The sequence below is a fragment of the Nonomuraea sp. B10E15 genome (assembly GCF_039871615.1).
Classification (GTDB): Bacteria; Actinomycetota; Actinomycetes; order Streptosporangiales; family Streptosporangiaceae; genus Nonomuraea.
Genome location: NZ_JBDPMB010000024.1, coordinates 14,366 through 35,788, shown reverse-complemented (window position 1 = coordinate 35,788; position 21,423 = coordinate 14,366). Strand labels below are relative to the sequence as shown.

Sequence of the window (21,423 nt, the reverse complement as noted above, 5' to 3'; positions counted from 1 at the left end):
ACCACATGCGAACGTTCGCCTTCGGGAGGTGACCCCTCGTGGCCTCGCTCAGGGACGTCGCCGCGCGTGCCAACGTGAGCTTCCAGACGGTGAGCAAGGTGCTCAACGGCAAGGGCGCCGTCGCCCCCGCCACCCGGCAACGCATCATCGAGGCCGCCGAGGAGATCGGCTACGTCCCCAACGCGCTGGCCCGCAGCCTGCAGTCACGCAGCTCCCTGACCCTCGGCGTGATCACCGTCGACTTCAGCAACGCGACCCCGGCGCTGTCCCTCGTCGGCGTCGAGCGCGAAGCACGCAGGCACGGCCTCAGCGTGATCCTCAGCAGCCTCGAGCCGGACGGCTCCGACTGCGTGCGTTACCTGCGCGTGCTGATGGAGCGCCGGGTCGACGGCATCATCATGAACGCGCCGGCCACCGAGGAGGACGAGGAGGTCGGGCGGCTGCTGCGTGCCGGGCCTCCCGCCGTCAGCCTGCACGACATCGCCGGCGGCGGCGTCCCGACCGTCACCCCCGAGTCCGCGGGCACCGCGGCGCTGCCGATCCGCCACCTGCTCTCGCTCGGCCACCGCCGGATAGCCATGGTGACCGGCTTCCAGCAGCGGCACAGCGCGCGGCAGCGCACCGCCGTCTACCGCGAGGTGCTGGCCGAGCACGGCCTGCCCTACGACCCTCTCCTCGTCGAGGACGGCGCATGGGAGGTCGAGGGCGGTTACGCCGCCACCCACCGGCTGCTCGACCGGGCGCGCGGCATCACCGCGATCTACGTCCAGAACGACCTCATGGCGGTCGGCGTGCTCAACGCGCTGCACGAGCGCGGGCTCTCCGTCCCCGATGACTGCTCGGTCGTCGGCTGTGACGACCATCCGGTGGCCGCCAGGACCATCCCGCCGCTGACGACCGTCCACATGCCGTTCTCCGACGCCGGGGCGGCCGCCGTCCGGTTGCTCCTCGAACGCATCGCGTCCACGTCGCCGGAGGACGTCGTCCTGCCCGTGTCCATGGTCTACCGCGCGTCCACCGCCTCCGCGCCCGCCGGAGCATGAAGCACCGGTTCCAGCGGAAACCTGTCCGGTCCGGCCGGTGGCGGGGCAGAATCTGATCATGTCTCTCTTGCTCGGCGCCACCGCGGTCCTGGCCCTGCACTGGCAGGTCAACGTGATCAAACCGGACGGGTTCTTCGGCGGGATGCTCGCCGAGCCCGTCGAGCGCAGCGGCGTCGTCGGCCGGGCCGCGGCGTTCCACGAGGCGGCCATGGCGCGCGGCGTGCCCATCGTCTTCACCCGCTTCACGGTGCCCGACGACGAAGGCGCGCTCGTCCGCAACACCCCGTTCATGCGGTCGGTCGGCGACGCGCAGGCCGCGTTCCGGCCCGACGCCGCCGGAACGCGGATCATCCAGGAAATGACCGCGCAGGCCGGTCAGGGCGCCGTCGTGGACAACCAGCGGCTCTCCGGGCTGGCGGGCAACGGCCTGCCCGAGAGGCTGACCGCACGCGGCATCACCACGCTCCTGATCACCGGGGTGGCGACCAACCTCACCGTCGAGCAGACCGCCCGGCACGGCACCGACCTCGGCTTCACCGTGCACGTGATCTCCGACTGCGTCGCCGCGGCCGACGACGACGCCCACCGTGCCTCCCTGGCCAACCTGGCCCTGGCCACCGCGGGCGGCCTGACCGCAGAAGAGGCCCTCGCCCGGCTCACCTGACCCCGGAAGAAGCCAGTACTCGACACCTGCGCTTGCTGAGCAGCGGCCTCATTTCAGCAGAGCGAGCGCCTTGGCGAGCGCGGGATCGCGGCCTGTGGACAGATCGCGGGGAGTCATCGGGGCCTGGTGGTCGGCGGGGACGCCGATGGCGTTGATCAGTTCCCGATGCGGTCCGCGATGGTGCAGCGACGGCATCGCCAGCACACTGCCGTCGTTCAGCGGGTACGTCACCGGCGAGCCGGCCACGAAGCCCGCGGTGCGGGTGCCGACCAGCGGGGCGATGCCCAGCCCCTTGACCGCGGCGCTGAAGTCGTCGCAGGCGGAGACGCAGGCGCGGTCGACCAGCACGACGAGGGGAAGGCCCAGCAGCGGCACGCTGTCGTCGGTGCGGCTGGCGGTGCACTCGTCGTGGACGTCGCACTGGTAGCTGGTGATCTTGCCGTGGGCGAAGCCCCCGAGCAGCCGGGTGACCTCGTCTGTTCCTCCGCCGATGTTCCCGCGCAGGTCCAGGACCAGCCCGCGGAGTTCCTTGCCCGCCCGCAGCCGCTGCACCTCCGCCAGCGTGTCGTCGGCCGAACCCCGGTAGAACCCGGGGAGCTCGACGTAGGCGACGTCGCCGTCCACCAGCTTGCCCGACGCCTTCAGCGGCGGCGGGTCGAGGGGCCCGAACTCGACCGACACCCTACGCTCGCGCCCGCTCACCGGGTCCCGCAGCGTGAGCCGTACCGGCTCGCCGTCGGTAGCGTTCAGCCGGGTGATGACGCCCTCGGAGAGCGTTCCGCCGAGGAAGGGCGGCGCGCCGTCGACCGAGACGATCACGTCGCCGGGACGCACGCCACCCTTGGCGGCCGCGCTGTTCTCGACCACCTCGGTCACGAACAGCGGCTCGGTGGCGGCCGGATCGAGGTTCGTCCTGCGCGCTCCCGACACCGAGATGCCGAGTCCGCGTGGCCCGTCCTCGTCCCGCTCAGGGCGCCGCCACTTGGCGTGGTTGTCGTCGAGGCTGGCGACCATGCCGTTCACCACCGCCGCGGCGAGCGCCTGCTGCGTGTCGCCGTCCGCCTTCACCCGCTCGTAGACGTCGACGAACGCCTGCCAGTCGCGGTCGCGGTCGCCGCTCATGGGAGGCGTGGTGGCGTTCGCCTGGTCCATGCCGCGCCGGTGAAGCTCCTCGGCGAAGGCGGTGAAGGCGACCGCCAGCAGGTCCCGATGGTCCATCGCCGGACCCGCGTAGGAGTTGGCGAGGATGCAGTAGTAGACCTGTTCCAGCGTCTCGGGTGTGGTGGGCTTGAGCTCCGGCGACTCCGGCGGCTGCCCGGGGGTGCAGGCGTCCGCCAGGGACGCGGCGGCTCGGACGGCGGGCGCCTGGGCCGGCTGGGGCGCGGCAGGGCTCTGCATCGGCAAGGCCCAGCCCGAGAGCAGCAGAGCGCTCGCCACGCCGGCCGACGCCACGGCGGCCCGCCGCGTCGCGGACCTTCCCCGGTGTCTTAGCGTTTCTCTCATGGCCGGTATCGTCGCGGCGGGCGTGTTTCCCAGACGTTTCCGCTGTTCGGCACGGCCCCTGCCGCGTGAGCACTCGCCAGAGGACGTCCGCCGCCCAGCATGGGTGGACTCATCGACCCTGCCGAGCGATGCGGGTTGTCACTCGGATTCGGTGCCGGTGCTCCGCTGTGGCCGCGGGGTCAGCAGCTCGCCGAACCCCATGCGGTGCACGAAACCCTCGCGCGTGCCGCGAGCGACCTCGTTGACCGCGTCCACGCCGGACTCGGTGTAGTCGACGACGCTGCGGAACGGCTTGGCGCCGTGCGGCAGGGCCAGGATCCGGGTGATCTCCTCGGCGACCCCGACCGGGCTCGGGTCGACCCCGGGCACGAACAGCGCGGAGGTCACCTCCTCGTTGCGCGCCACCATCGGGTCGAGCTCGGCGTAGGCGGCCGCGACCGTCGTGTCGCCGGCTCGGGTGGCGTTGGGGAAGTGCTGGGTGCCCTTGGTGATCGCGCCGGGCATGACGATGCAGGTCTCGATGCCGAACGGGTTCGCCTCGTACGACGTGGCCACCGCCAGGGTGTCGAACGCCGCCTTGGACGCCGCGTACGGGCCGAGGAAGGGCGGCGTGGTGACGATGATGGTGCTGCCGACGTACAGCAGGGTGCCGCCGCCGCGGCCGCGCAGATGGGGCAGGACCGCCCGGTTCACCCGGTGGGCGCCGATGACGTTGACGTCGAGGAGCCGGGTGACGTCGTCGGCGGTGAACGCCTCGGTGTATCCGACGTACAGGTGGCCCGCGTTCTGGATCACGACGTCGAAGTCGCCGCCGCCGCGCAGCACGGTGGCCACCGCCGCGTCGGCCGACTCCTGCGAGGTGACGTCCAGCTCGATGACGCGCAGGGCGCCGTCGTACTCGGCGGTGACGTCGAGCAGTTCACGGCGGTGGACGTCGTTCCGCCCGTACGGATCGAGCATGCTGGCCCACACGGTGTGCCCGGCCCGGGTGAGCGCCTGGGCGGTGAGGTTCCCGATGCCGGTGGCGGCGCCGGTGATGAGGACGGTGGACATGGCTTGTTCTCCGTTCTTGGTCAAGGGTCAGGAGGCGGGGCGGACGAGCTCGACGCGCAGGATGCGATCGTCGCCCGGCCGGGGATCGGTGCCGCCCCACGTCGCTTCGTCGGTGTTCGAGGTCGTGATCCACAGGGAGCCGTCGGGTGCCGCCTCCACCGTGCGGATCCGGCCGTAACGCTGGGCGAAGTAGGCGACCGGGTCGCCGGCCGCTCGGGGTCCGTCCACGGGCAGGCGCCAGAGCCGCTGCCCGCCGAGCGCGCCCATCCACACCGCTCCGCCCGCGATGGCGATGCCGGACGGCGAGGCGTCGTCGGGATGAACGGTGAAGATCGGGCGTTCGCCGTGAGAGCCCTCCCGCCCTTCCGACTCGGGCCATCCGTAGTCGCGTCCCGGGCGCAGCACGTTCAGCTCGTCCCAGGTCCGGTGACCGAGTTCGGACGCGTACGCGGTGCCGTCGGGGCCGAACGCGATGCCCTGCACGTTGCGGTGGCCGCTGGAGTAGATAGCGGTGCCCGAGGGGTTGTCCGGCGGTATGGACCCGTCGGGGCGGATCCGCAGGATCTTGCCGTTCAGCGACTCGTCGTCGGCCGCGTTCTCGGGGGAGAAGGCGTCTCCGGTGCCGATCCAGAGGTTGCCGTCGGGCCCGAAGCGCAGGCGCCCGCCGTGATGGCGGTCGGCGGTCTCGATGCCTTCGAGGATCACCCGCTCCTGGCGCAGGGAGCGCAGGTCAGGGGCCAGACGCAGGGCGACGACGCGGTTGGTGGGCGAGGCGGACGCGTACGCGTACACGGTGCGGTCCCGCTCGAACGACGGCGAGACGGCCAGTCCGAGGAGGCCGCCCTCGGAGCTCACCTCGACGCCGGGCACCGTGCCGACCGGCGTGGGGTTGCGGCCCTGCCGGAGGTGCAGGATCCGGGCCGAGGCCCGTTCGGACACCAGGGCGGAGCCGTCCGGCAGGAACGCCAGGCCCCAGGGCATGGCCAGGCCGCGGGCGATCTCGGTGACCTCGCCGGGGACGAGCCCGCGCGTGACCCGAGCCGTGGTGCCCTGAGTGGCCCCGTTCCGCGAGGCGCTGTTCTGCGCGGTGCCGGGCTCCGGTGGGGCGCAGCCGGGCAGCGTGGTCATGACGCAGAGGAGAGCGGCGGCGGCTCTGAGGCGCCCCCCGGTACGTGGGATGAGGAGCATGGCTGATCCGTCCTTCATGTCGGTCAGGCACGGCGAGCCGGGGACGGCACGCCGCCCCCCGGCTGCGGCCGCTACGTGGCGAACCGGTGCTGCAGCCGCTGGCAGGTGAAGCCGGCGACGGCCCCCAGAGCGGTGCCCGCGACCAGGGTGAGCAGCCCGGGGAGCACGTGCTCGGGCTCCGCGGCGAAGAAGGTGACCAGGCCCACGAACCACGCGAGCATGTTGTTGACGACGGGTGTCGTACGCAGGCCGACCGCGACGGAGGCCAGGACGAAGACCCCGAGCGGCAGCGCCAGGGCGCCGGCGAAAGGCGTGGCCAGCCCCACGATCGTGTGCCCCAGCACGGCGAGCGCCATGCCGAGCCACAGGCAGATGACGGCGTGGATGCCGAGGCGGACCGAGGTCGGCCGGGTGAACCACGCCACCCAGCCCGCGAACATGACCCAGGCCTCCAGGCCCAGGGCGGTGCTGGTGTAGGCGGCTACCGCGGCCACCACGGCCGCGATGGCGGTGTAGGTGACGAACCGGCCGGTGTCCTGCCGGTCCACGGCGTGCTGAGCTGCGGTCCTGATGTGCGTCTCCACGGTGGTGGTCCCTTCTCGATGGCTGCGTGCGACGTCAGGCGGCGCCGCCGTTGGCGAACACGATCTGGCCGTTGATCCAGCGGCCGGGCCCGGCGAGGAAGGCGACGAGCTCCGCGATGTCGTCCGGGGTGCCGAGCCGGTTCATCGGGCTCAGGCCGGCGATCCGGTCGATGATCTGCTGGGACTTGCCTTCGAAGAACAGCTCCGTGGCCGTGGGGCCGGGCGCGACCGCGTTGACCGTGACGTCGCGGTCGCCCATTTCCCTGGCGAGGATCGGGATGAGCGCCTCCACCGCGCCCTTGGTCGCGGCGTACGCGCCGTAGGCCGGCAGGTGCAGGCGGGTGACGCTGGTGGAGAAGGCGACGAAGGCGCCGCCGGGTCGGATCCGGCGGGCGGCCTCCTTGGCCGTGACGAACGTGCCCCGCACGTTGGTGCGCAACTGCCGGTCCAGCTGGGCCAGGTCCAGCTCCCGGATCGGTTGCAGCGCCATGATCCCCGCTGCGTTGACGACGACGTCGATGGGGCCGAGGCGCTGCTCGACGGTGTCGAAGGCGCCGGCGATCGCGTCCTCGTCGGCCACGTCGGCCTGGAGCGCGATCCCGCGGGCGCCGGCCGCCTCGATCTCGCCGACGGCGGCGTCCGCCTCTTTGGCGTCGGAGGCGTAGAGGACGGCGACGTCCTGGCCCGACGCGGCGAGCCTGGCGGCCACGGCGCGGCCGATCCCCCGCGAGCCTCCGGTGACGATGGCGGTACGTGATGCGGTGTCCATGAACATTCCCCTTGCTCAACTGCTAACAAAATCAAGTTAGCACTGTTTCGAAGTCGATAACAAGATGCTGTTAGCACATGTTTTATCGGTAAGGGTGAACGCCTGTTAGCATCGCTACATGGCTAGCTCGAGCAAGCGGGACACGATCCTCGACGCCGCAGCGGACCTGCTGGCGCGTGAAGGCAGGGACGCCGTCTCGACCAGGGCTGTCTGCAAGGCCGCCGGCGTGCAGGCGCCCATCCTCTACCGGCTGTTCGGCGACAAGCAGGGCCTGCTGGACGCCGTGGCCAGCCGGGGGCTCACGTCGTACATCGCGGAGAAGCGCCGCATCACGCCCAGCGGAGATCCCGTGGACGACCTGCGGCGCGGCTGGGACGCGCACATCGGATTCGGTCTCGCCGAGCCCGCCCTCTACTCCCTGATCTACGGCAGCTCACGACCGGGCGCCGAGCCGGAGGGGGCCAAGCAGGCCGCGGAGATCCTCGCCGGGCTGGTGCACCGCGTCGCCCTGGCCGGCCGGCTCCGCGTCCCGGAGGAGCGGGCGGCACGCGTGATCCACGCGGCCGGCCGTGGCACCGCGCTGGCCCTGATCGCCACGCCTGAGGCCGACCGCGACATGGAGGCCGCCCGCATCGTCCGCGAAGCCGTCATCCACGCGATCACCGAGCCCGCCCCGGCCCCCGGTTCCGCGCGGGCCGGCTCCGCGCGGGCCGGGGGCGATGTCGTGGCCGGCGCCATCACCCTGAAGGCCGCCCTCGGAGACCTGAAGGTCCTCAGCCCTTCCGAGAGCCAGCTGCTGGGCGACTGGCTCGACCGGATCATCGAGGGCTAGGAGCCGCCGGCTCCGGGGCAGGGCGAGCGCGGCCCTGAGGCGTGACGTGCGACTGCGACGTGCTCGCCGTCCCGGGCTGCGACGTCCGGCTCGTCGTCTACACGGTGGCCGCGGGCTCCGCCGACGCGGAGAAGCTGGAGTTCCCGCGGGTCACGAACGGTGTCCCCACCCACGGTCATGTCCCTCCGCCCTCGCCTCCAGCTCGGCCAGGTCGAGGGCTCGCCGAGCACAGCCGGCCCATGGGCCTATGCGGGAAGCCGCCAGTCAGGCCCGCCAGGCGTCCCCAGCCACACGCGCTGACTGTCCGTACTGACCGTGAGACCGAAGCCGGACTGGTGCGGGCTGCCCGCGCCCTGCCACGTCAGAATCGCCTCCTCGACCGCGTCCCAGAGCCGGAGCGGGCCGTGCTGGTAGACCGTCCAGCCGCCTGCGGGAGCCGGCTTTGTGTCAGCCCGTGATCCTGTGCCCACATCGAGCAGGATGGTGGTGTCCTCACCCCAGGAACACTGCGCCTGGGGAGCGGCGAGCTGGGCCACCCACAGGGCCGTGTCATTCCGGAGGATCGCAGGGTCGATCCTTGACGGGCGGGCCTGGCCGATGCCGGTGATGATCGGCGGGCGCGGCGGTGCCAGGTGGGTGCGGGCGGCCATGAAGCATAGATCGTCCTCCAGAAAGCGGCCACTGGCCGTACCGTCGTCCGCCACGGTGAGATGCGCGAAGGCGACCCCGCCCATCCAGCCCCACATCGGGGTGGTAATGGTCCCACCGCTTCGAACCTGCCACAGCCACGGCAGCGGGATGACCCTCACCGAACATGTAGAAATCACCTTGTCGTATGCGGCGTTCGCGGCGTAGCCGTTCATACCGTCTCCCACCACGCACGTGGGGGCGTATCCGACAGCAGAGATCGCCTTCTCGGCCCTGGCCGCCACCATGGGATCGTATTCGACCGTGGTCACCGCCTTCTCGCCGAGCCGCGCGCACATCAAAGACGTCGAGTAGCCGGTACCGGTGCCGATCTCCAGGACCTTGTCACCCTCACTGATGCGAGCCGCCTCCAGCATCAGCACGACCAGACTCGGAAGCGTGGAGGAAGAACCCGGCTGCCCGACCACGACGTCAGGGGCGTTCTCCGCGAGAATCCCGCCGACCTGGGTGACCCACGTCTGGTCGGCGTAGGCCAGGCTCAGCCAGTCGTCCTGACCCATCTCCGCCCGCCGGACGGGGACCCACCGATCGGCACGATTCCCATCAGCGCGATATACGGCCTCACCGAGAAACGGCTCGCGGGGCACCCTCCGCAGTGCCTCACGCCAACCTGCCGACCCTAGGCGGGCGGCCAGGGCGAGCCGTAGTTCCGTGGCCGTGTCGCTCATCGCCACCATCCTTCCGTGAGCACGTCAGCGAAGGCGTGCGCTATCGCATCGGAGTCAGGCAACCATCCCCACTGCCCGTTCGGGTTGCACTCGATGAACGTCCACCCCTCCGACGCGGGATCGTGCGTGTCAACAGGCTCCAGAGCGAAATCGAAACATCCGAATGCCAGCTCGAAGCCGTCGAGATAGGCATGCAGCGCCCTCGTGACAGTTTCGGGAACGGCGATGGGTTCGTGAACCAGCTCATCCCAATTGCCGCGCCGCCAGTCGAGAGCTCCGTCAGGCGTGGTGATCCGGCTCGCGAATACTGATCGCCCAACCACGGTCACCCTGGCGTCCGCTGTCTTGTTCACCTCCCGCTGGAACATGTGGGCGGTCAGAGAAACCGAATCGTCAAGGTCCTCTGCTCCGATGCGCTGCGTCCATATAGCGGCCGTATTGCCCTCTGCCGGACTCGGCGCTCCCCGGAAGGATTTATAGATGACGGGACTGTATTCAGTGGCGAACTTACGAGCCTGCGCCAGATCATTGGTGATCAGAGTGACCGGAGTGGATAGGCCCTTTTGAGCGGCCATGCGCAGCTGAGCAGGCTTGTAGTCCGCGCGGGTGACGGAGACAGGGTGGTTGACATATGTAGCGTTGTGAAGACTGTTCAGAATCCCGCCGAGCCCGTGTCGAGCCTCGGTGGCGGCGAAGTCCCGAGCCTGCCGGGGCAGGTGGGAGAAGCGGGCGGCGTATGGGGTGGGGCGGCGGTAGTACACCGCCCCGATCTCGCCCATGGCGATGTCTCGGCTCGGTGTCCGGAGACGTCCTTCCCACTGCGTCCGGCCATCTCCCATGCATGCGCCGAACATGAGGCCGGAACCGATGTCGGCCGGGTCTACACGCGCGACGCGTGCCTGCCGCTCATTCAATGCTTCGATGACCCGGTTCGCGGTGACGTCTTCCGGCGATGTGATCACCAGGATCACGTTGGACGAGATCGCCATCTTCCCGCCTGATCAGCTGTCGTTCTGGCTGTCGTCGGCGACCTCGGCAGCACCACCCGAGCCGTCCCCGCCTCCTCCCTTGGATTTCGTGACAGTCGTACCCATCTGGAGCGGAAGGATTTCCCCGTTCGCGTTGTAGAAGCGACTGACCTGGGTCGCGGGGTCGAGGATTGCTCTTTCGTACCACGGACCTTCTTCGGGGCCGTTCACCGTTATCCGCCCCAACCCCCAAGGTGTACGAAGATCCGCGCGTGTGCTCATTCAGCAACCTCCGTGAGAAGCATTTGGCCAAACTTTAGCGCTCCGATGCCGACGCCGTCAGGCGTTCGTCTCGCTCAAACGGTTGCACACCTTAGGATCAAATAAATACCGAAGAGCGTGCCTTTGGCCCGCGCGAGGTGCGGCCGTCCTTCTTGGGATGCATTCCGAGCCGCATGGTCATGCGAATGCAGGTCTTTTCGCGGGCGTCTTTGTCAGGTCGGGCGGGCTCTGGCGGCACGCCGTAGCACCAGGCTGATCAGGATCGCCGACGCCATCGCGGCCGTCCCCGCCCAGGCGGCGGTGGTGTAGCCGGTCTCGGCGGGGAAGGTGGCGCCGGCGCCGGTGTGGGCGGCGAGCACCAGCCCGGCGAGCGCGCTGCCGATGGAGAAGCCGACGCTGCGCACGACCTGGTTGACGCTCATCGCGCTGGAGGTCTCCTCCGGCGGGACGGCGGCCAGGATCGTGGCCGCCATCGCGGCGGAGAAGACGCCGACGCCCACCCCGAGCAGGCCCATCACGGCGAACGCCAGCCACAGCTGGCCGCGGGCCAGCGCGAACACCACGAGCGCCGCCAGGACCACGCCGCCACCGCCGGCCAGGACCGTCATGACCTGGACCCGCCCGCGCAGCCGGGGCACCAGCTTGCCGCCCGCGAAGCCCAGCACCGAGAACGGCACGAGCACCAGGCCGGCGACGAAGACGTCCACGCCGAAGCCGTACCCGGCCGGCTCGGGTGTCTGCACGTAGCGGGTGACCAGGGAGAGCAGTAGATACATGCCGACCCCGCCGAAAAGCATGATCACGTTGGCGCCGGCCACGGCGGGGTGCCGCAGGAGGGACAGGTCCACCAGCGGGGCGGCGCACCGGCGTTCGCGCAGCACCCAGGCGGTGAGCAGCACGGCCGCGGCGACCGGCAGCGCGGCGGCGAGCGCCGGGTACCCGGTCCACAGGGTGGTCTGGCTGATCGCCAGGGACAGGGCGACGAGACCGGCGCTGAGGAGCGCGGCCGCGGGCACGTCGACGGCCGCCGACCGGCCAGGAGGCGGCTGCGGCACCGCCCACCAGGCGGTGGCCAGCGCGGTCGCGGTGATCAGCAGGCCGAGCCCGTACGCCACCCGCAGCCCGGCGACGGAGGTGAGGAGCCCGGCCAGCGGGTAGCCGATGCCGATGCCGGCGGTGGACGCCACCGACAGCAGCGCGATCGCCGCGCCGGAGCGTTGCCCCGGCAGGTGGTCGCGGGCCACGCCCATCATCAACGCGGGCAGGCCGAGGCCGGCGCCCTGGGCGACCCGCCCGGCCAGCAGCCAGCCGAACGAGGGCGGCACCACGGTCAGCAGGCTGCCGGCCACCACCACGGCGAGAGTGAAAAGGACGACCCGGCGCCTGCGCGGCCCGGCGCCAAGACGCCCGAGCACGGGGGTGGCGACCGCCCCCACCAGGAGCGGGGCGGTGAGCGTCCACTGCGCGGCGGCAAGCGAGACATCGAACTCACCCGCCACCTCGGTGATCAGCGGTGCCCCCAGGCTGCCCACCACTGCGACGACCAGGGCGATGAACATCAACGAGGGCACCAGTAACCGGCCCTCGGCCCCCGGCAGGGACTCGTGTGCGGTGCTGGTCATCGGCCGCCTCGGTCGTGTCGTCGACGCGCCGCCGACCTCACGTCTCGCTCCGGACGTTGGCGCGCCGACGACCTTACCCTGTCGGCGGCTTCCATCCGCTCGCCGAGCCCGTCCCGGACGGCGTACGACTCAGCGACGCGGGCGCAGCCCGTTGAGGGCGGTCTCGACGACGCTGTCGGCATAGCCGGGGGTCAGCCCTCCGGCGCGCTGGAGCCAGCGGTTGAGCAGCGGCCCCCAGATCATGTCGACGGCCACGTCGAGGTCGAGGTCCTCGGCCAGTTGCCCGGCCCGCTGGGCGCTGCGCAGCCGCCCCTTCTTCAGCTCTCTCATCGGGCCGTCCAGCCGTTCGGCGTAGAGGGCGGCGAGCGCGGGATCGTGGGTGATCTCCGTGTTGAGGGCGCGCATCGGCTCGTCGTAGCGCGGATCGTTGAGCTCTTCGATCGTGGCTCTGAGCACCGCCTTCAGGTCCGCCTCGAGATCGCCGGTGTCGGGCAGGGCGCTCGCTTCGCCGTCCGGCTGCTCGCTGAGCATGAGGAAGGCGTCGAAGAGGACCGCCCCTTTGGAAGGCCACCAGCGGTAGATCGTCTGCTTGCCGACACCGGCTCGCGCCGCGATGCCCTCGATGCTCAGCTTGGCGTATCCCACCTCCTGCACCAGCTCGAAGGCTGCGGCGAGGATGGCCCGCCGGGAGGCCTCGTTCCGGCGGGGCGCAGGAGAGGGCGACTTGCGCTGCGTCGTCATGCCGTCAACCTAACAAATAGAGACGAGACGGTCCGTATTGACTCGGCGAGAGGGGAGCCTGTACTGTCCTCGCAAGACGAGACGGATCGTCTCGTATCGTACGGAGCACACAACCCCGATCGGAGTTCCGCCCATGCACACCCCGGAAACCGTCACCACCCGCACCTGGTTCATCACGGGAGCCAGCCGCGGCCTGGGCCGGGCGTTCACCCTCGCGGCGCTGGAGCGCGGCGACCGCGTGGCCGCCGCCGCCCGGACCATCGCGCGCCACGACTTCGACGAACGCTACGGAGACCGGCTCCTCACCCTGCCCCTCGACGTGACCGATCGCGACGAGGTGTTCGCCGCCGTCGACACCGCCGTCGGGCACTTCGGCCGGCTCGACATCGTGGTGAACAACGCCGGGACCATGTCCTCGGGCATGATCGAGGAGTTCACCGAGGCCGAGGCGCGCGCCCAGCTGGAGGTCAATCTCTTCGGGGCGATGTGGGTCTGCCAGGCCGTCCTGCCCCACCTGCGTGCCCAGGCCTCGGGCCACATCGTGCAGATCTCCAGCATCGGCGCCCTGGGCGGCTTCCCCAGCACGGGGATGTACAGCGCGAGCAAGTTCGCGCTGGAGGGCATGAGCGAGGCGCTGGCGATGGAGGCCGCGCCGTTCGGCGTCAAGCTCAGCATCGTCCAGCCCGGCGGCTACTGGACCGGCCTCTACACCAGCATGACGACGACGTCGCCCGCGCCCGAGTACGGCCCGTTGCGCGCCGAGCTGGAGAAACAGTGGGCCGAGGGGTCGATCGACAGCGAGCCGCGGCTGGCCGCCGAAGCGCTGATGAAGCTGGTCGACAGCGCGGACCCGCCGCTGCGGCTGCTGCTCGGCAGCATGGTCTACGACCTGGCCTTCGACATCTCCCGCCGGCGGATGGAGACCTGGGCCGGCTGGGAGCAGGTCAGCCGCGCCGCCGAACACGCCGTACCCGCCCCAGGAAGCGCCGGCTGACCACCGGTCCGGCCGCTCCTGCGCCGACCCGCCGTGCCGGCGCAGGCCGACCACCCGCCCCGCCCGGGTGGACCCTCCCACAAGGGGAGACACCATGCTTGGGGGCATGGACGAGGAACTGCTGCCGATCGGGCAGTTCGCCAGGCTCAGCCGGCTGAGCGTCAAACAGCTGCGGCACTACGCCCAGCTCGGGCTGCTGGTGCCCGCGTACGTCGACGAGCACACCGGCTATCGCTACTTCCGGCACGAGCAGGCGCGTGACGCGCTGTCGATCGGGCTGCTGCGCTCGCTCGACGTCCCGCTCGCCGTCATCGCGCAGGTGCTGTCCGGCACGTCCGGCGTCCTGGAGGAGGTGCACGAGCGGCTGGAAGCCGAGCTGGCCAGGCGCCGGTCGACGCTGGCCGCCCTGGAGCGCGTCATGGCGGAAGGCCTGCCGTCCACCCCGGTCACGGTGGTCACAGAACCGGCGCGGCGCGTGGCGGTGCTCACGACGGCGGCGGCGGACCCGTCACAGATCGGCGCGGCCACCTCGGCCGCCATCGCCGGCCTGCTGCGGGCCCGGCCGCCGGACGCCGCTCCCGAGCTCATCGGCCTGTTCCCGCTCGACTTCGGCGAGCCCGTCACCATCACCGTCGCCCTGGTCAGCGAGGAACGGGTGGCGGGGGCCGAGCTCGACGTGCTGCCAGGCGGCCGGTTCGCCCGCGCCACGCACGTCGGTCCCTACGACCAGATCGGGCTGACCGCGTACGCGCTGCTGTCCTGGTGCGCCGAGCGGCTCTGCCCCGTCCGAGGCCCGATCCGCGAGGTGTACGTGTCCGACCCGGCGACCACCCCGCCCGATCGGCTGATCACCCATCTGATGATTCCTCTGGAGGAGCCGTGACACCGAAAGTGGTCCACTGCGGACCCGTCACCTGCCTGAACGTCACCGGGATGGGAGAGCCCGGAGGCGCCGAGCACGTCTCCGCCATCGGCGCCCTGTACGCCGTGGCCTCCGCCATGGGCGGCCCGGCGGGGCCGCTGGAGGGACGCTGGTGGGTGGAGGACACCTCCCGGCCGCCGCTGGAGGTGCCGCGTGATCAGTGGCGGTGGCATCTGACGCTGCCGCTGACCGACGTACCCGAGCCGGGGACGGCCGAGGCGGCGCGCGAGCAGGCCCGCGCGTCCGGTGCGGCCGTCGACCGCGTGCAGGTCGTCACCTTCACCGAAGGCGAGTGCGTGGAGTTGCTCCACGAGGGGCCCTACAGCGAGGAGAAGGCGTCCCTCGACGTGATGGAAGCGTTCATGGCTGGGCATGGTCTGGTGCCCCACGGGCTGCACCACGAGATCTACCTGAGCGATTTCACCGATCCTCGGCCCAGGACGATGCTCAGGCAACCGGTGGCGCCCGCCGCCGGGTGAGCCCCACGCCGGTGACGGCTCTCATCGCGACCGCGAACCTTCCCGGCGATCGCGAAGGAGGGCACCCAGGCCAACCACTGCCGGGTGCGCGGCGTCGTACCAGATGTGGATCTTGCCAGGCGCCGGGGGCTGCGTATCGCGGTCGCGGCTGTCACCCTTTTATTCGCCCTCGGCGCCTTCGACCAGCTGAGGACGCCCGTCCTGCCGATGCCGCAGCGGGCGGTGGCCTCGGTCGAGGAGATCGCCGCGCGCCTGCGCCACTACGTGGACGGCGACGTCACCTACGCCCCCTATGTCACGACCCCGGGCACCCCTCTCCTGCCGTGGTGCTGGCCGGAGAGCATCGACGCGCGGCTGCCGCCCGAAGGCGTGCCCGCCTACAGCGGCAGGTTGCTCCTCCCGGAGATGGACGAGCCGCTGGCGGCGAGATTCTGGATCACCTCGCCGGAGGAGGCGGCCCGCGGGGTGGCCGCGGCCCGCCGCGGCACCGAGGAGTGCGGCCACTCCGACGACGACAGGCTCAGGGACGTGACGGACTTCGACCGCTGGGGGTGGCACGGCGTGCAGGCCCTGGTCACCTCCGAATACTGGACGGAGCACGGCGACTCGGGTGCCGGCGCGACGATCGTGGCCGCGCGTGGCGGGCTGCTGGCCGAGGTCACATGGGCCTGGCCGTTCGAACCGGGCATCGAACCGGACCGGCGCCCGCTGCTCCGGGGCACCGTGACGGCGGCGTCGGTGCTGGCCGCCGTGGGCGGCGACCGCGCCGGGCCGGCACCCGCCGCTGCCACGACGCGGTCGGCTGCCGCCGAGATCGCCGCGGCCCTGCCCCCGCCGTCGGCGTACGGCAGGACCATGACGACGTGGACCAGTCCGGAGAACTCGCTCCACTCGCACGAACTGGCCTGCGTGGACAGCTCCCACGAGCAGATCGCCTACGATGGCGCGCCCGCCGTCACCCGCCGCCTGATCGGCGAGGTCTCCGTCCGCGAGGACGTGCTGTTCCTGCCCGACGAGCAGGCCGCCGAACAGGCGCGCGCCCAGCCGCTCAGCTGGGAAGGAGGCGGCTTCCCGGACGACGACGGCGAGATCGTGCCCTGCCATGCCGGCAGCGGGATGCTGTTCAGCATCGAACCCGTCCTGCAGCCGTTCAACCGGGGGCCGTGGAAGGGTGAAATGAGAACCTTCGCCATCAGCGGCCCTGACCTGCAGCGCCGCACCGACCTGCTGGGCCGTCCCACCCCGCTCGACGGGGTCGCGCACGTCGCCGTGGGCGTGCGCCATGGCACCACCATGGTCCAGCTCCGCTGGCAAGGCCAGGCCGGGACCGACCCCGCCGCCGCTCTGCGCGCCGGCCGCGCCGCCCTCACCCGCACGCTCGACCGCCTGCCCGGCGGCGGCTGAGCCGGCTCGGACCGCTCTCTCGGCGAGCGCCGTGCCGCTGGCCCGCCGCACCGTCAGGAGCGTCGCCAGACCACGCCGCGCTGTTCGTACTCCATCGCGGCTTCGACCTGGATGCTGATGTCGGCGCCCAGTTCGCGGGTGACCAGCCAGAGCCCCAGGTCGAGACCGGAGGTGATCCCGCCGGAGGTGATGAGGTCGCCGTCGTCGACCACGCGGGCGTTGATGACCTTTCCGCCCTGGGCGGCGAGTTCGGCCTTGGAGGCGCTGTGGGTCGTGCACGGGCGGCCCCGGGTCAGGCCGGCGGCCGAGAGCAGCATGACTCCGCTGCAGACACCGGTCATGATCACCCCTGCCTTGTGCGCCCGTACGACGTTCGCGAGGACCTGCCTGTCCTTGATCAAAGTGTTGATGCCGGGACGGTTGCCGATGCCGCCGCCACCGGGCACGACGAGCACGTCGGCGGCCGTCGGGTTCCACGCCGTCGCGACGTCGACCGTGAGGCCGAGAGCCGCGGTCACCTGACCGGGCGCGCCCGGCTTCACCAGGGCGACCCGCATCGGCCCGCCGCCGGACTGCACGAGACCCAGCACTTCGAGCGGGCCCGCGAAGTCCTGCACCTCCACCCCCTCGAACATCAGGATCTGGACCCGCAGCGGCCCTTCGCGCTTCGGTCGGGACGCGGCCCACGCCGCGGGCGTCGCCAGCGATCCGAGCGCGGCGGCGCCCGTCGCGGCGGCCGATGTCCTGAGAAAACTCCTGCGTTCCATTCGCCAGCCTTTCGAAGTCGAATTCCCGGCCTACGCTTCGAAATGGAACTAAAGGATCGTGTGTCATATGCGGGGTACGCCGTGAAGCTTTCGTGAAGCGTCTCTTCTCGCGAAAGAACATGCAGCCTCAGCGCCTGACCGCTTCACGAAAACTTCACGGTCCCGGTCGCATGCGCCACATGATTCTCGCATTTCATGGCGAGGGCATGAGTGTTCTACGTCACACGCGCGGGAGGAAGCCGCCATTCGCAGGGTTTACTCGAACCAGCGTCTGGCCGAAATGAAACGGCACGCTTATCAGAATGTCGTTCTAACCGGCTGGGCGTGGCCGGCTTCCTGCGTGGCCGTGCGGCCCGCTTCCGAAATCTCCGGAGGAAAGCATGGACAACGATCCCTTCGTCATCGATCCCAGCGGTAGCGACGTCCTCGGCGAGGCCGAACGCATTCGCGCGCTCGGCCCGGTCACCCGCGTCGAGATGCCCGGCGGTGTGCGGGCCTGGGCGGTGAGCGACCAAGGGCTTCTCAGGCGCCTGCTCGTCGATCCGCGCGTGTCCAAGGACGCCTACCAGCACTGGCCGGCCTGGATCAGGGGTGAGATCCCCACGGACTGGCCGCTGTTTCCATGGGTGGCCGTGCGTAACATGCTCACGGCGTACGGGCCCGACCATCGCCGGTTGCGCGGGCTGATCGCCGGCGCCTTCACCGCGCGCCGCGTCACCGCGCTGCGGCCACGCATCGAGGCGATCACCGGCGACCTGCTGGACGACCTGGCCGGCCTGCCTGCGGACGGTCCCGTTGACTTACGCGACCGCTACACCCACCAGCTGCCGATCAAGGTGATCTGCGAGCTGTTCGGCATCGCCGACGAGGCCACCCGCGTGGAGGTGTCCCGCTGCGTGGACCTGCTGTTCAACGTGGGGAAGGCCCCCGAGGAGAGCGCCGCGGCCTTTCCGCGCCTGCAGCGGATTCTCAGGGACCTGGTGGCGGAGAAGCGCGAACGACCCGGTGACGATCTCTCCTCGGCCCTGATCGCCGCCCGCGACGACACCTCGCCGCTGCCGGAGGAAGAGCTGGTGGACACGCTGGCGTTGTTCGTGAGCGCGGGCCACGAGACCACCGCCAACCTGCTCGGCAACACCGTCGTCGCGCTGCTCACCGACCCGGGCCAGCTCGCCCTCGTCCGCGGCGGGGGCGCCACCTGGGACGACGTGATCGAGGAGACGCTGCGCCACCAGGCGCCCGTGCCGAACATGCCGCTGCGCTTCGCCGTCGAGGACATCGACGTCGGCGACGGCGTCACGCTGCGGGCGGGCGAGGCCGTCCTCGCCTGCTACGGCGCCGCCGGGCGTGACCCGCTCGTGCACGGGCCGGACGCCGGCCGGTTCGACGTCACCCGCCCGGTCAAGGACCACCTGGCCTTCGGCTACGGCGTGCATCGCTGCCTCGGCTCGCCGCTGGCCAGGCTGGAGGCCGGGATCGCGCTGCCCGCCCTGTTCGAGCGTTATCCCGATCTCGCCCTGGCCGCCGAGCCCGGCGCGTTGCCGCCGCTGGAGTCGTTCGTCTCGAACGGGTACCGCGCCCTGCCCGTCAGGCTCGCGCCCTGATCCGGTGCACGCGTCTCGGCCACCCGGCATCTCGTATCCGTCGCCCTACCACCAGGGAGCATCCATGCCCGCCACCTCCACGCTGCTGTTCGTTCACGGTTTCTGGCACGGATCCTGGTGCTGGAGCGAAGTCGTCCCCCACGTGGTGGCCGCCGGCCGCCTGGCCGTCGCGGTGGACATGGCGGGGCACGGGCTGTACGCCCGCCGGCCCCGCTGGTTCACCGAGCAGCCCTACGATCCAGAGGCCGTCGGCACGGAGGTCTCGCCCGTGGCGAACGTGACCCTCGACGACGCGGCCGGGTTGCTGACGTCGCAGCTCAAGCAGATCGGCGGCGGCGAGCCGGTCACGGTGGTGGCCCACAGCGCGGCCGGCCCCGTGCTGACGCGCGTGGCCGAGCAGCGGCCCGAGCTGGTCGCGCACGCGGTGTACGTGGCCGCGTACATGCCGGCGTCCGGCGTGCCGGCGGCGGCGTACTCGCAGATGCCGGAGGCCGCAGACGGCTTGGCCGTGCCGTTGGTGCAGGGCGACCCCGCCCGGACAGGGGCGATCCGGCTGGACTTCGCCACGGACGACCCGGTCTACCGCCAGCGGCTCTACGAGGCGTTCTACGGTGACGTGGACCGTGCCCTCGCCGACGCCGCCACCGGCCTGCTGACGCCCGATGGTCCGGCCGGCATCATGCTCGGCACGACCACCCTGACCCGCGACGGCTGGGGTTCGGTGCGGCGCACGTACGTCACGTGCACCAGGGACAGGGCGATCACTCCAGCCCTGCAGGCGAAGTTCGTCGCCGAGGCCGACGCGGCCTTCCCCGGCAACCCGACCTCCGTCGTCACGCTCGACGCCTCCCATTCGCCGTTCCTCTCCATGCCCGAGGTGCTGGCCGGCATCGTCACCTCCCTCGGCTGACAGCCGGAAGCGCGCGGTGCACGCGGACCGGTGTTCCGCGTGCACCGCGCGCTTTCAGGCTGCCGCCGATTCGCGCGGGCGGACGCGCCGCCATCCGACGACGATCAGGGCGACCAGGCCGAGCAGCGGTCCGGTGCTGATGGTCCAGCTGATGCCCAGTGGTGGGCCGGGCTGCTCCAGCAGGTCGAGCGTCAGCTCGCCGGCTCCCCGTCCTTTCGGGCCGTCGACGGCGAACCGGAACGACCACTGGCCCTGCTCGTCGAGCGACTGGACGTCCAGGCCCCACACGTCGCGTCGGCCGGGGTGGCGGACGAGCGGCATCTCGTGGCCGACGCCGTCGGGGCCGGTCACGGTGAGCGTGCCGCTCTTGCCGTCGATGCCGCCGTCGGGCATGAACGTGAAGTCGAGCGACTGCATGGCTTTCAGCGGCCACACGCTGAATCCGACGGTGACCCGGTAGGGCCCGGCCTGAACCTGTTCGGTGTGTACGGCCTTCACCGGCTCTTCGGCCTGTGCCGTTGCTGTCAAGGTGAGCATGAGCCCGATGACGCCGAGCACCACGATGACGATCTTCCGCATGGCGCTACCGCCCTTCCCTGGCCGGGGCGAGGAACCGCAGGATCTCGGCGAAGCGGACACCGAGGAAACCGGCGGCCACGCCGAGCGCCGTGCCGGCGGCAGCCGTCGCCGGCAACACGGGGAGCTCGTCGAGCGTGCCGCCACCCAGGAGCAGCGCGGACTGCCCGGCCACCGCGACGGTGACGACCAGCCCTCCCACGCCACCCGCAACCATGGCGGAGCCCACGGCACGCCTGTCGTCGGTACGGGCCAGCACCGGCCCCACCACGGCCGCGACCGGCAGGAGGATCATCGGTATCAGGGCGGGCCCCACCGGCACGCCGCTCGGGTCGTCGCGGAAGGGCTGGGCGATCGCGTCCGCGTACACCCGGGTGGCCCACGGGCAGAACCACCAGAAGGCCGCCTGGAGCGCGACCAGGATCGAAGCGATGCCGATCGCGCCGGCCGCCCGTCGGACCAGGCGTGCGCCCACCACGAGAATCAGCACGGACATGAAGGCCATCCCGGCCGTACGGAGGTCGACCACGCTCACGCCGAAGGCGCTCAGCCCTTCGACCACGATCGAGCCGAACCCGAGGAGCAGCGCCAGCCCGATGACCGCGGTGATCGCCCCCCACCTCCGGCCGACGGCGGCGGCGGACACCATCACCGCTCCGGCCATGGTCAACGTGATGGCCAGCAGGAACCCGATGTGCGGAGGGGATTCGATCACCGCGTCGAAGCCGTACAGGCCATGCCACCACTCGTCGAGAAGGCCGTAGACCAGGAACAGCGCGGCGCCGACGCCCGAGACCAGGTAGCCGATCGGAGCGGCGAACGTACGGCCGAACACGCCGATCGCGGCGCCGCCGACGGCGGGGTCCACCGGGCGTCCACGCCGTTCGGCCATGGTGGTCGCCAGCACCACGACCAGGCTGGCGATGCCGGCGATCGTGCTGCCGGAATACAGCACGAGATGTGGCGCGGTGAAGAAGGTGTCGGGCCCGACGTCGTAGTGCCATTGGATGTCCCAGACCATCCCGGTCAGCGACAACATCGCACCGCCGAGGACGAAGGCCGCCGCGGGCAGCCCTTTCGAGCCGGCTTCCGGCCTGCGGGTCGTTGGAGTGCTGGTCATGCTGATGTCCATAGGTCGTCCT

The 21,423-nt window shown here is 71.1% G+C and carries 22 protein-coding genes; 9 read left to right on the top strand and 13 right to left on the bottom strand.

Translation table 11 applies throughout. The annotated features are described in order from the left end of the window. The first annotated feature begins 38 nt into the window (after positions 1 to 38). Together ABGB14_RS41340 and ABGB14_RS41335 are read left to right on the top strand one after the other, a co-directional pair. Positions 39 to 1,043, top strand: a complete 1,005-nt coding sequence (locus tag ABGB14_RS41340; RefSeq protein ID WP_347649331.1) for a LacI family DNA-binding transcriptional regulator — start codon at positions 39 to 41, stop codon at positions 1,041 to 1,043. A gap of 58 nt (positions 1,044 to 1,101) precedes the next feature. Then, a complete protein-coding gene (locus tag ABGB14_RS41335) occupies positions 1,102 to 1,707 on the top strand; it encodes a cysteine hydrolase (RefSeq protein WP_347649330.1) in 606 nt (201 codons plus the stop codon). Positions 1,708 to 1,755: 48 nt separating this feature from the next. On the opposite strand, the gene ABGB14_RS41330 is transcribed toward ABGB14_RS41335, so the two are convergent. From ABGB14_RS41330 to ABGB14_RS41310, 5 genes are all read right to left on the bottom strand, one after another. Next, on the bottom strand, positions 1,756 to 3,210 hold the full coding sequence (locus tag ABGB14_RS41330) for a S41 family peptidase (protein WP_347649329.1): 1,455 nt from the start codon (positions 3,208 to 3,210) through the stop codon (positions 1,756 to 1,758). A gap of 138 nt (positions 3,211 to 3,348) precedes the next feature. Further along, positions 3,349 to 4,263, bottom strand: coding sequence for an SDR family NAD(P)-dependent oxidoreductase (locus ABGB14_RS41325; protein ID WP_347649328.1), 915 nt, complete (start codon positions 4,261 to 4,263; stop codon positions 3,349 to 3,351). A gap of 27 nt (positions 4,264 to 4,290) precedes the next feature. Continuing rightward, positions 4,291 to 5,391: a PQQ-dependent sugar dehydrogenase gene (locus tag ABGB14_RS41320; RefSeq protein ID WP_347649327.1), complete on the bottom strand. Its 1,101-nt coding sequence runs from the start codon at positions 5,389 to 5,391 to the stop codon at positions 4,291 to 4,293. A gap of 131 nt (positions 5,392 to 5,522) precedes the next feature. After that, a complete protein-coding gene (locus ABGB14_RS41315) occupies positions 5,523 to 6,035 on the bottom strand; it encodes a DUF1097 domain-containing protein (RefSeq protein ID WP_347649326.1) in 513 nt (170 codons plus the stop codon). Positions 6,036 to 6,069: 34 nt separating this feature from the next. Continuing rightward, positions 6,070 to 6,804 carry an SDR family oxidoreductase gene (locus tag ABGB14_RS41310; protein ID WP_347649325.1) on the bottom strand — a complete coding sequence of 245 codons (735 nt, stop codon included), beginning with the start codon at positions 6,802 to 6,804 and terminating at the stop codon, positions 6,070 to 6,072. A gap of 118 nt (positions 6,805 to 6,922) precedes the next feature. On the opposite strand from ABGB14_RS41310, the gene ABGB14_RS41305 reads away from it, so the two are divergent. Continuing rightward, positions 6,923 to 7,636, top strand: a complete 714-nt coding sequence (locus ABGB14_RS41305; RefSeq protein WP_347649324.1) for a TetR/AcrR family transcriptional regulator — start codon at positions 6,923 to 6,925, stop codon at positions 7,634 to 7,636. 245 nt (positions 7,637 to 7,881) lie between these two features. On the opposite strand, the gene tgmC is transcribed toward ABGB14_RS41305, so the two are convergent. The 5 genes from tgmC to ABGB14_RS41280 form a co-directional block, all read right to left on the bottom strand. Beyond that, positions 7,882 to 9,012, bottom strand: coding sequence for an ATP-grasp peptide maturase system methyltransferase (gene tgmC, locus ABGB14_RS41300; RefSeq protein WP_347649323.1), 1,131 nt, complete (start codon positions 9,010 to 9,012; stop codon positions 7,882 to 7,884). Then, positions 9,009 to 10,001, bottom strand: coding sequence for an ATP-grasp ribosomal peptide maturase (gene tgmB, locus ABGB14_RS41295; RefSeq protein WP_347649322.1), 993 nt, complete (start codon positions 9,999 to 10,001; stop codon positions 9,009 to 9,011). Before tgmB ends, tgmC begins: the two co-directional genes overlap by 4 nt. A gap of 12 nt (positions 10,002 to 10,013) precedes the next feature. Then, on the bottom strand, positions 10,014 to 10,262 hold the full coding sequence (gene tgmA, locus ABGB14_RS41290) for a putative ATP-grasp-modified RiPP (protein ID WP_347649321.1): 249 nt from the start codon (positions 10,260 to 10,262) through the stop codon (positions 10,014 to 10,016). A gap of 212 nt (positions 10,263 to 10,474) precedes the next feature. Continuing rightward, on the bottom strand, positions 10,475 to 11,884 hold the full coding sequence (locus ABGB14_RS41285; protein WP_347649320.1) for an MFS transporter: 1,410 nt from the start codon (positions 11,882 to 11,884) through the stop codon (positions 10,475 to 10,477). 129 nt (positions 11,885 to 12,013) lie between these two features. Beyond that, complete coding sequence (locus ABGB14_RS41280; RefSeq protein WP_347649319.1) at positions 12,014 to 12,625, bottom strand: TetR/AcrR family transcriptional regulator; 612 nt, start codon at positions 12,623 to 12,625, stop codon at positions 12,014 to 12,016. Positions 12,626 to 12,758: 133 nt separating this feature from the next. Between ABGB14_RS41280 and ABGB14_RS41275 the strand changes: the two genes are divergently transcribed. The 4 genes from ABGB14_RS41275 to ABGB14_RS41260 all read left to right on the top strand — a co-directional run bounded on the left by ABGB14_RS41275 (position 12,759) and on the right by ABGB14_RS41260 (position 16,424). Further along, positions 12,759 to 13,619: an SDR family oxidoreductase gene (locus ABGB14_RS41275; RefSeq protein ID WP_347649318.1), complete on the top strand. Its 861-nt coding sequence runs from the start codon at positions 12,759 to 12,761 to the stop codon at positions 13,617 to 13,619. Positions 13,620 to 13,713: 94 nt separating this feature from the next. Next, positions 13,714 to 14,502: a MerR family transcriptional regulator gene (locus tag ABGB14_RS41270; protein WP_347649317.1), complete on the top strand. Its 789-nt coding sequence runs from the start codon at positions 13,714 to 13,716 to the stop codon at positions 14,500 to 14,502. Next, positions 14,499 to 15,020 carry a hypothetical protein gene (locus ABGB14_RS41265; RefSeq protein WP_347649316.1) on the top strand — a complete coding sequence of 174 codons (522 nt, stop codon included), beginning with the start codon at positions 14,499 to 14,501 and terminating at the stop codon, positions 15,018 to 15,020. Before ABGB14_RS41270 ends, ABGB14_RS41265 begins: the two co-directional genes overlap by 4 nt. Positions 15,021 to 15,125: 105 nt before the next feature. Then, on the top strand, positions 15,126 to 16,424 hold the full coding sequence (locus ABGB14_RS41260) for a hypothetical protein (protein ID WP_347649315.1): 1,299 nt from the start codon (positions 15,126 to 15,128) through the stop codon (positions 16,422 to 16,424). Positions 16,425 to 16,477: 53 nt separating this feature from the next. Here ABGB14_RS41260 and ABGB14_RS41255 read toward each other — a convergent pair whose 3' ends face one another. Next, on the bottom strand, positions 16,478 to 17,191 hold the full coding sequence (locus tag ABGB14_RS41255) for a DJ-1/PfpI family protein (RefSeq protein WP_347649314.1): 714 nt from the start codon (positions 17,189 to 17,191) through the stop codon (positions 16,478 to 16,480). A 380-nt stretch (positions 17,192 to 17,571) separates the two neighbouring features. Here ABGB14_RS41255 and ABGB14_RS41250 point away from each other — a divergent pair, with 380 nt between their 5' ends. Further along, positions 17,572 to 18,795, top strand: coding sequence for a cytochrome P450 (locus ABGB14_RS41250; RefSeq protein ID WP_347649313.1), 1,224 nt, complete (start codon positions 17,572 to 17,574; stop codon positions 18,793 to 18,795). Between the two features lie 64 nt (positions 18,796 to 18,859). Then, complete coding sequence (locus ABGB14_RS41245) at positions 18,860 to 19,705, top strand: alpha/beta fold hydrolase (protein WP_347649312.1); 846 nt, start codon at positions 18,860 to 18,862, stop codon at positions 19,703 to 19,705. Between the two features lie 54 nt (positions 19,706 to 19,759). On the opposite strand, the gene ABGB14_RS41240 is transcribed toward ABGB14_RS41245, so the two are convergent. After that, on the bottom strand, positions 19,760 to 20,284 hold the full coding sequence (locus ABGB14_RS41240; protein WP_347649311.1) for a hypothetical protein: 525 nt from the start codon (positions 20,282 to 20,284) through the stop codon (positions 19,760 to 19,762). Between the two features lie 4 nt (positions 20,285 to 20,288). Continuing rightward, positions 20,289 to 21,401: a hypothetical protein gene (locus ABGB14_RS41235; protein WP_347649310.1), complete on the bottom strand. Its 1,113-nt coding sequence runs from the start codon at positions 21,399 to 21,401 to the stop codon at positions 20,289 to 20,291. Positions 21,402 to 21,423: the final 22 nt, after the last annotated feature.

Bases quoted from the DNA above. Each gene is read 5' to 3' on its own strand.
- ABGB14_RS41335 (WP_347649330.1), top strand. From the start codon at position 1,102: ATGTCTCTCTTGCTCGGCGCCACCGCGGTCCTGGCCCTGCACTGGCAG.
- ABGB14_RS41330 (WP_347649329.1), bottom strand. From the start codon at position 3,210: ATGAGAGAAACGCTAAGACACCGGGGAAGGTCCGCGACGCGGCGGGCC.
- ABGB14_RS41325 (WP_347649328.1), bottom strand. From the start codon at position 4,263: ATGTCCACCGTCCTCATCACCGGCGCCGCCACCGGCATCGGGAACCTC.
- ABGB14_RS41320 (WP_347649327.1), bottom strand. From the start codon at position 5,391: ATGACCACGCTGCCCGGCTGCGCCCCACCGGAGCCCGGCACCGCGCAG.
- ABGB14_RS41310 (WP_347649325.1), bottom strand. From the start codon at position 6,804: ATGGACACCGCATCACGTACCGCCATCGTCACCGGAGGCTCGCGGGGG.
- ABGB14_RS41305 (WP_347649324.1), top strand. From the start codon at position 6,923: ATGGCTAGCTCGAGCAAGCGGGACACGATCCTCGACGCCGCAGCGGAC.
- tgmC (WP_347649323.1), bottom strand. From the start codon at position 9,012: ATGAGCGACACGGCCACGGAACTACGGCTCGCCCTGGCCGCCCGCCTA.
- tgmB (WP_347649322.1), bottom strand. From the start codon at position 10,001: ATGGCGATCTCGTCCAACGTGATCCTGGTGATCACATCGCCGGAAGAC.
- tgmA (WP_347649321.1), bottom strand. From the start codon at position 10,262: ATGAGCACACGCGCGGATCTTCGTACACCTTGGGGGTTGGGGCGGATA.
- ABGB14_RS41285 (WP_347649320.1), bottom strand. From the start codon at position 11,884: ATGACCAGCACCGCACACGAGTCCCTGCCGGGGGCCGAGGGCCGGTTA.
- ABGB14_RS41280 (WP_347649319.1), bottom strand. From the start codon at position 12,625: ATGACGACGCAGCGCAAGTCGCCCTCTCCTGCGCCCCGCCGGAACGAG.
- ABGB14_RS41275 (WP_347649318.1), top strand. From the start codon at position 12,759: ATGCACACCCCGGAAACCGTCACCACCCGCACCTGGTTCATCACGGGA.
- ABGB14_RS41270 (WP_347649317.1), top strand. From the start codon at position 13,714: ATGCTTGGGGGCATGGACGAGGAACTGCTGCCGATCGGGCAGTTCGCC.
- ABGB14_RS41255 (WP_347649314.1), bottom strand. From the start codon at position 17,191: ATGGAACGCAGGAGTTTTCTCAGGACATCGGCCGCCGCGACGGGCGCC.
- ABGB14_RS41250 (WP_347649313.1), top strand. From the start codon at position 17,572: ATGGACAACGATCCCTTCGTCATCGATCCCAGCGGTAGCGACGTCCTC.
- ABGB14_RS41245 (WP_347649312.1), top strand. From the start codon at position 18,860: ATGCCCGCCACCTCCACGCTGCTGTTCGTTCACGGTTTCTGGCACGGA.
- ABGB14_RS41240 (WP_347649311.1), bottom strand. From the start codon at position 20,284: ATGCGGAAGATCGTCATCGTGGTGCTCGGCGTCATCGGGCTCATGCTC.
- ABGB14_RS41235 (WP_347649310.1), bottom strand. From the start codon at position 21,401: ATGACCAGCACTCCAACGACCCGCAGGCCGGAAGCCGGCTCGAAAGGG.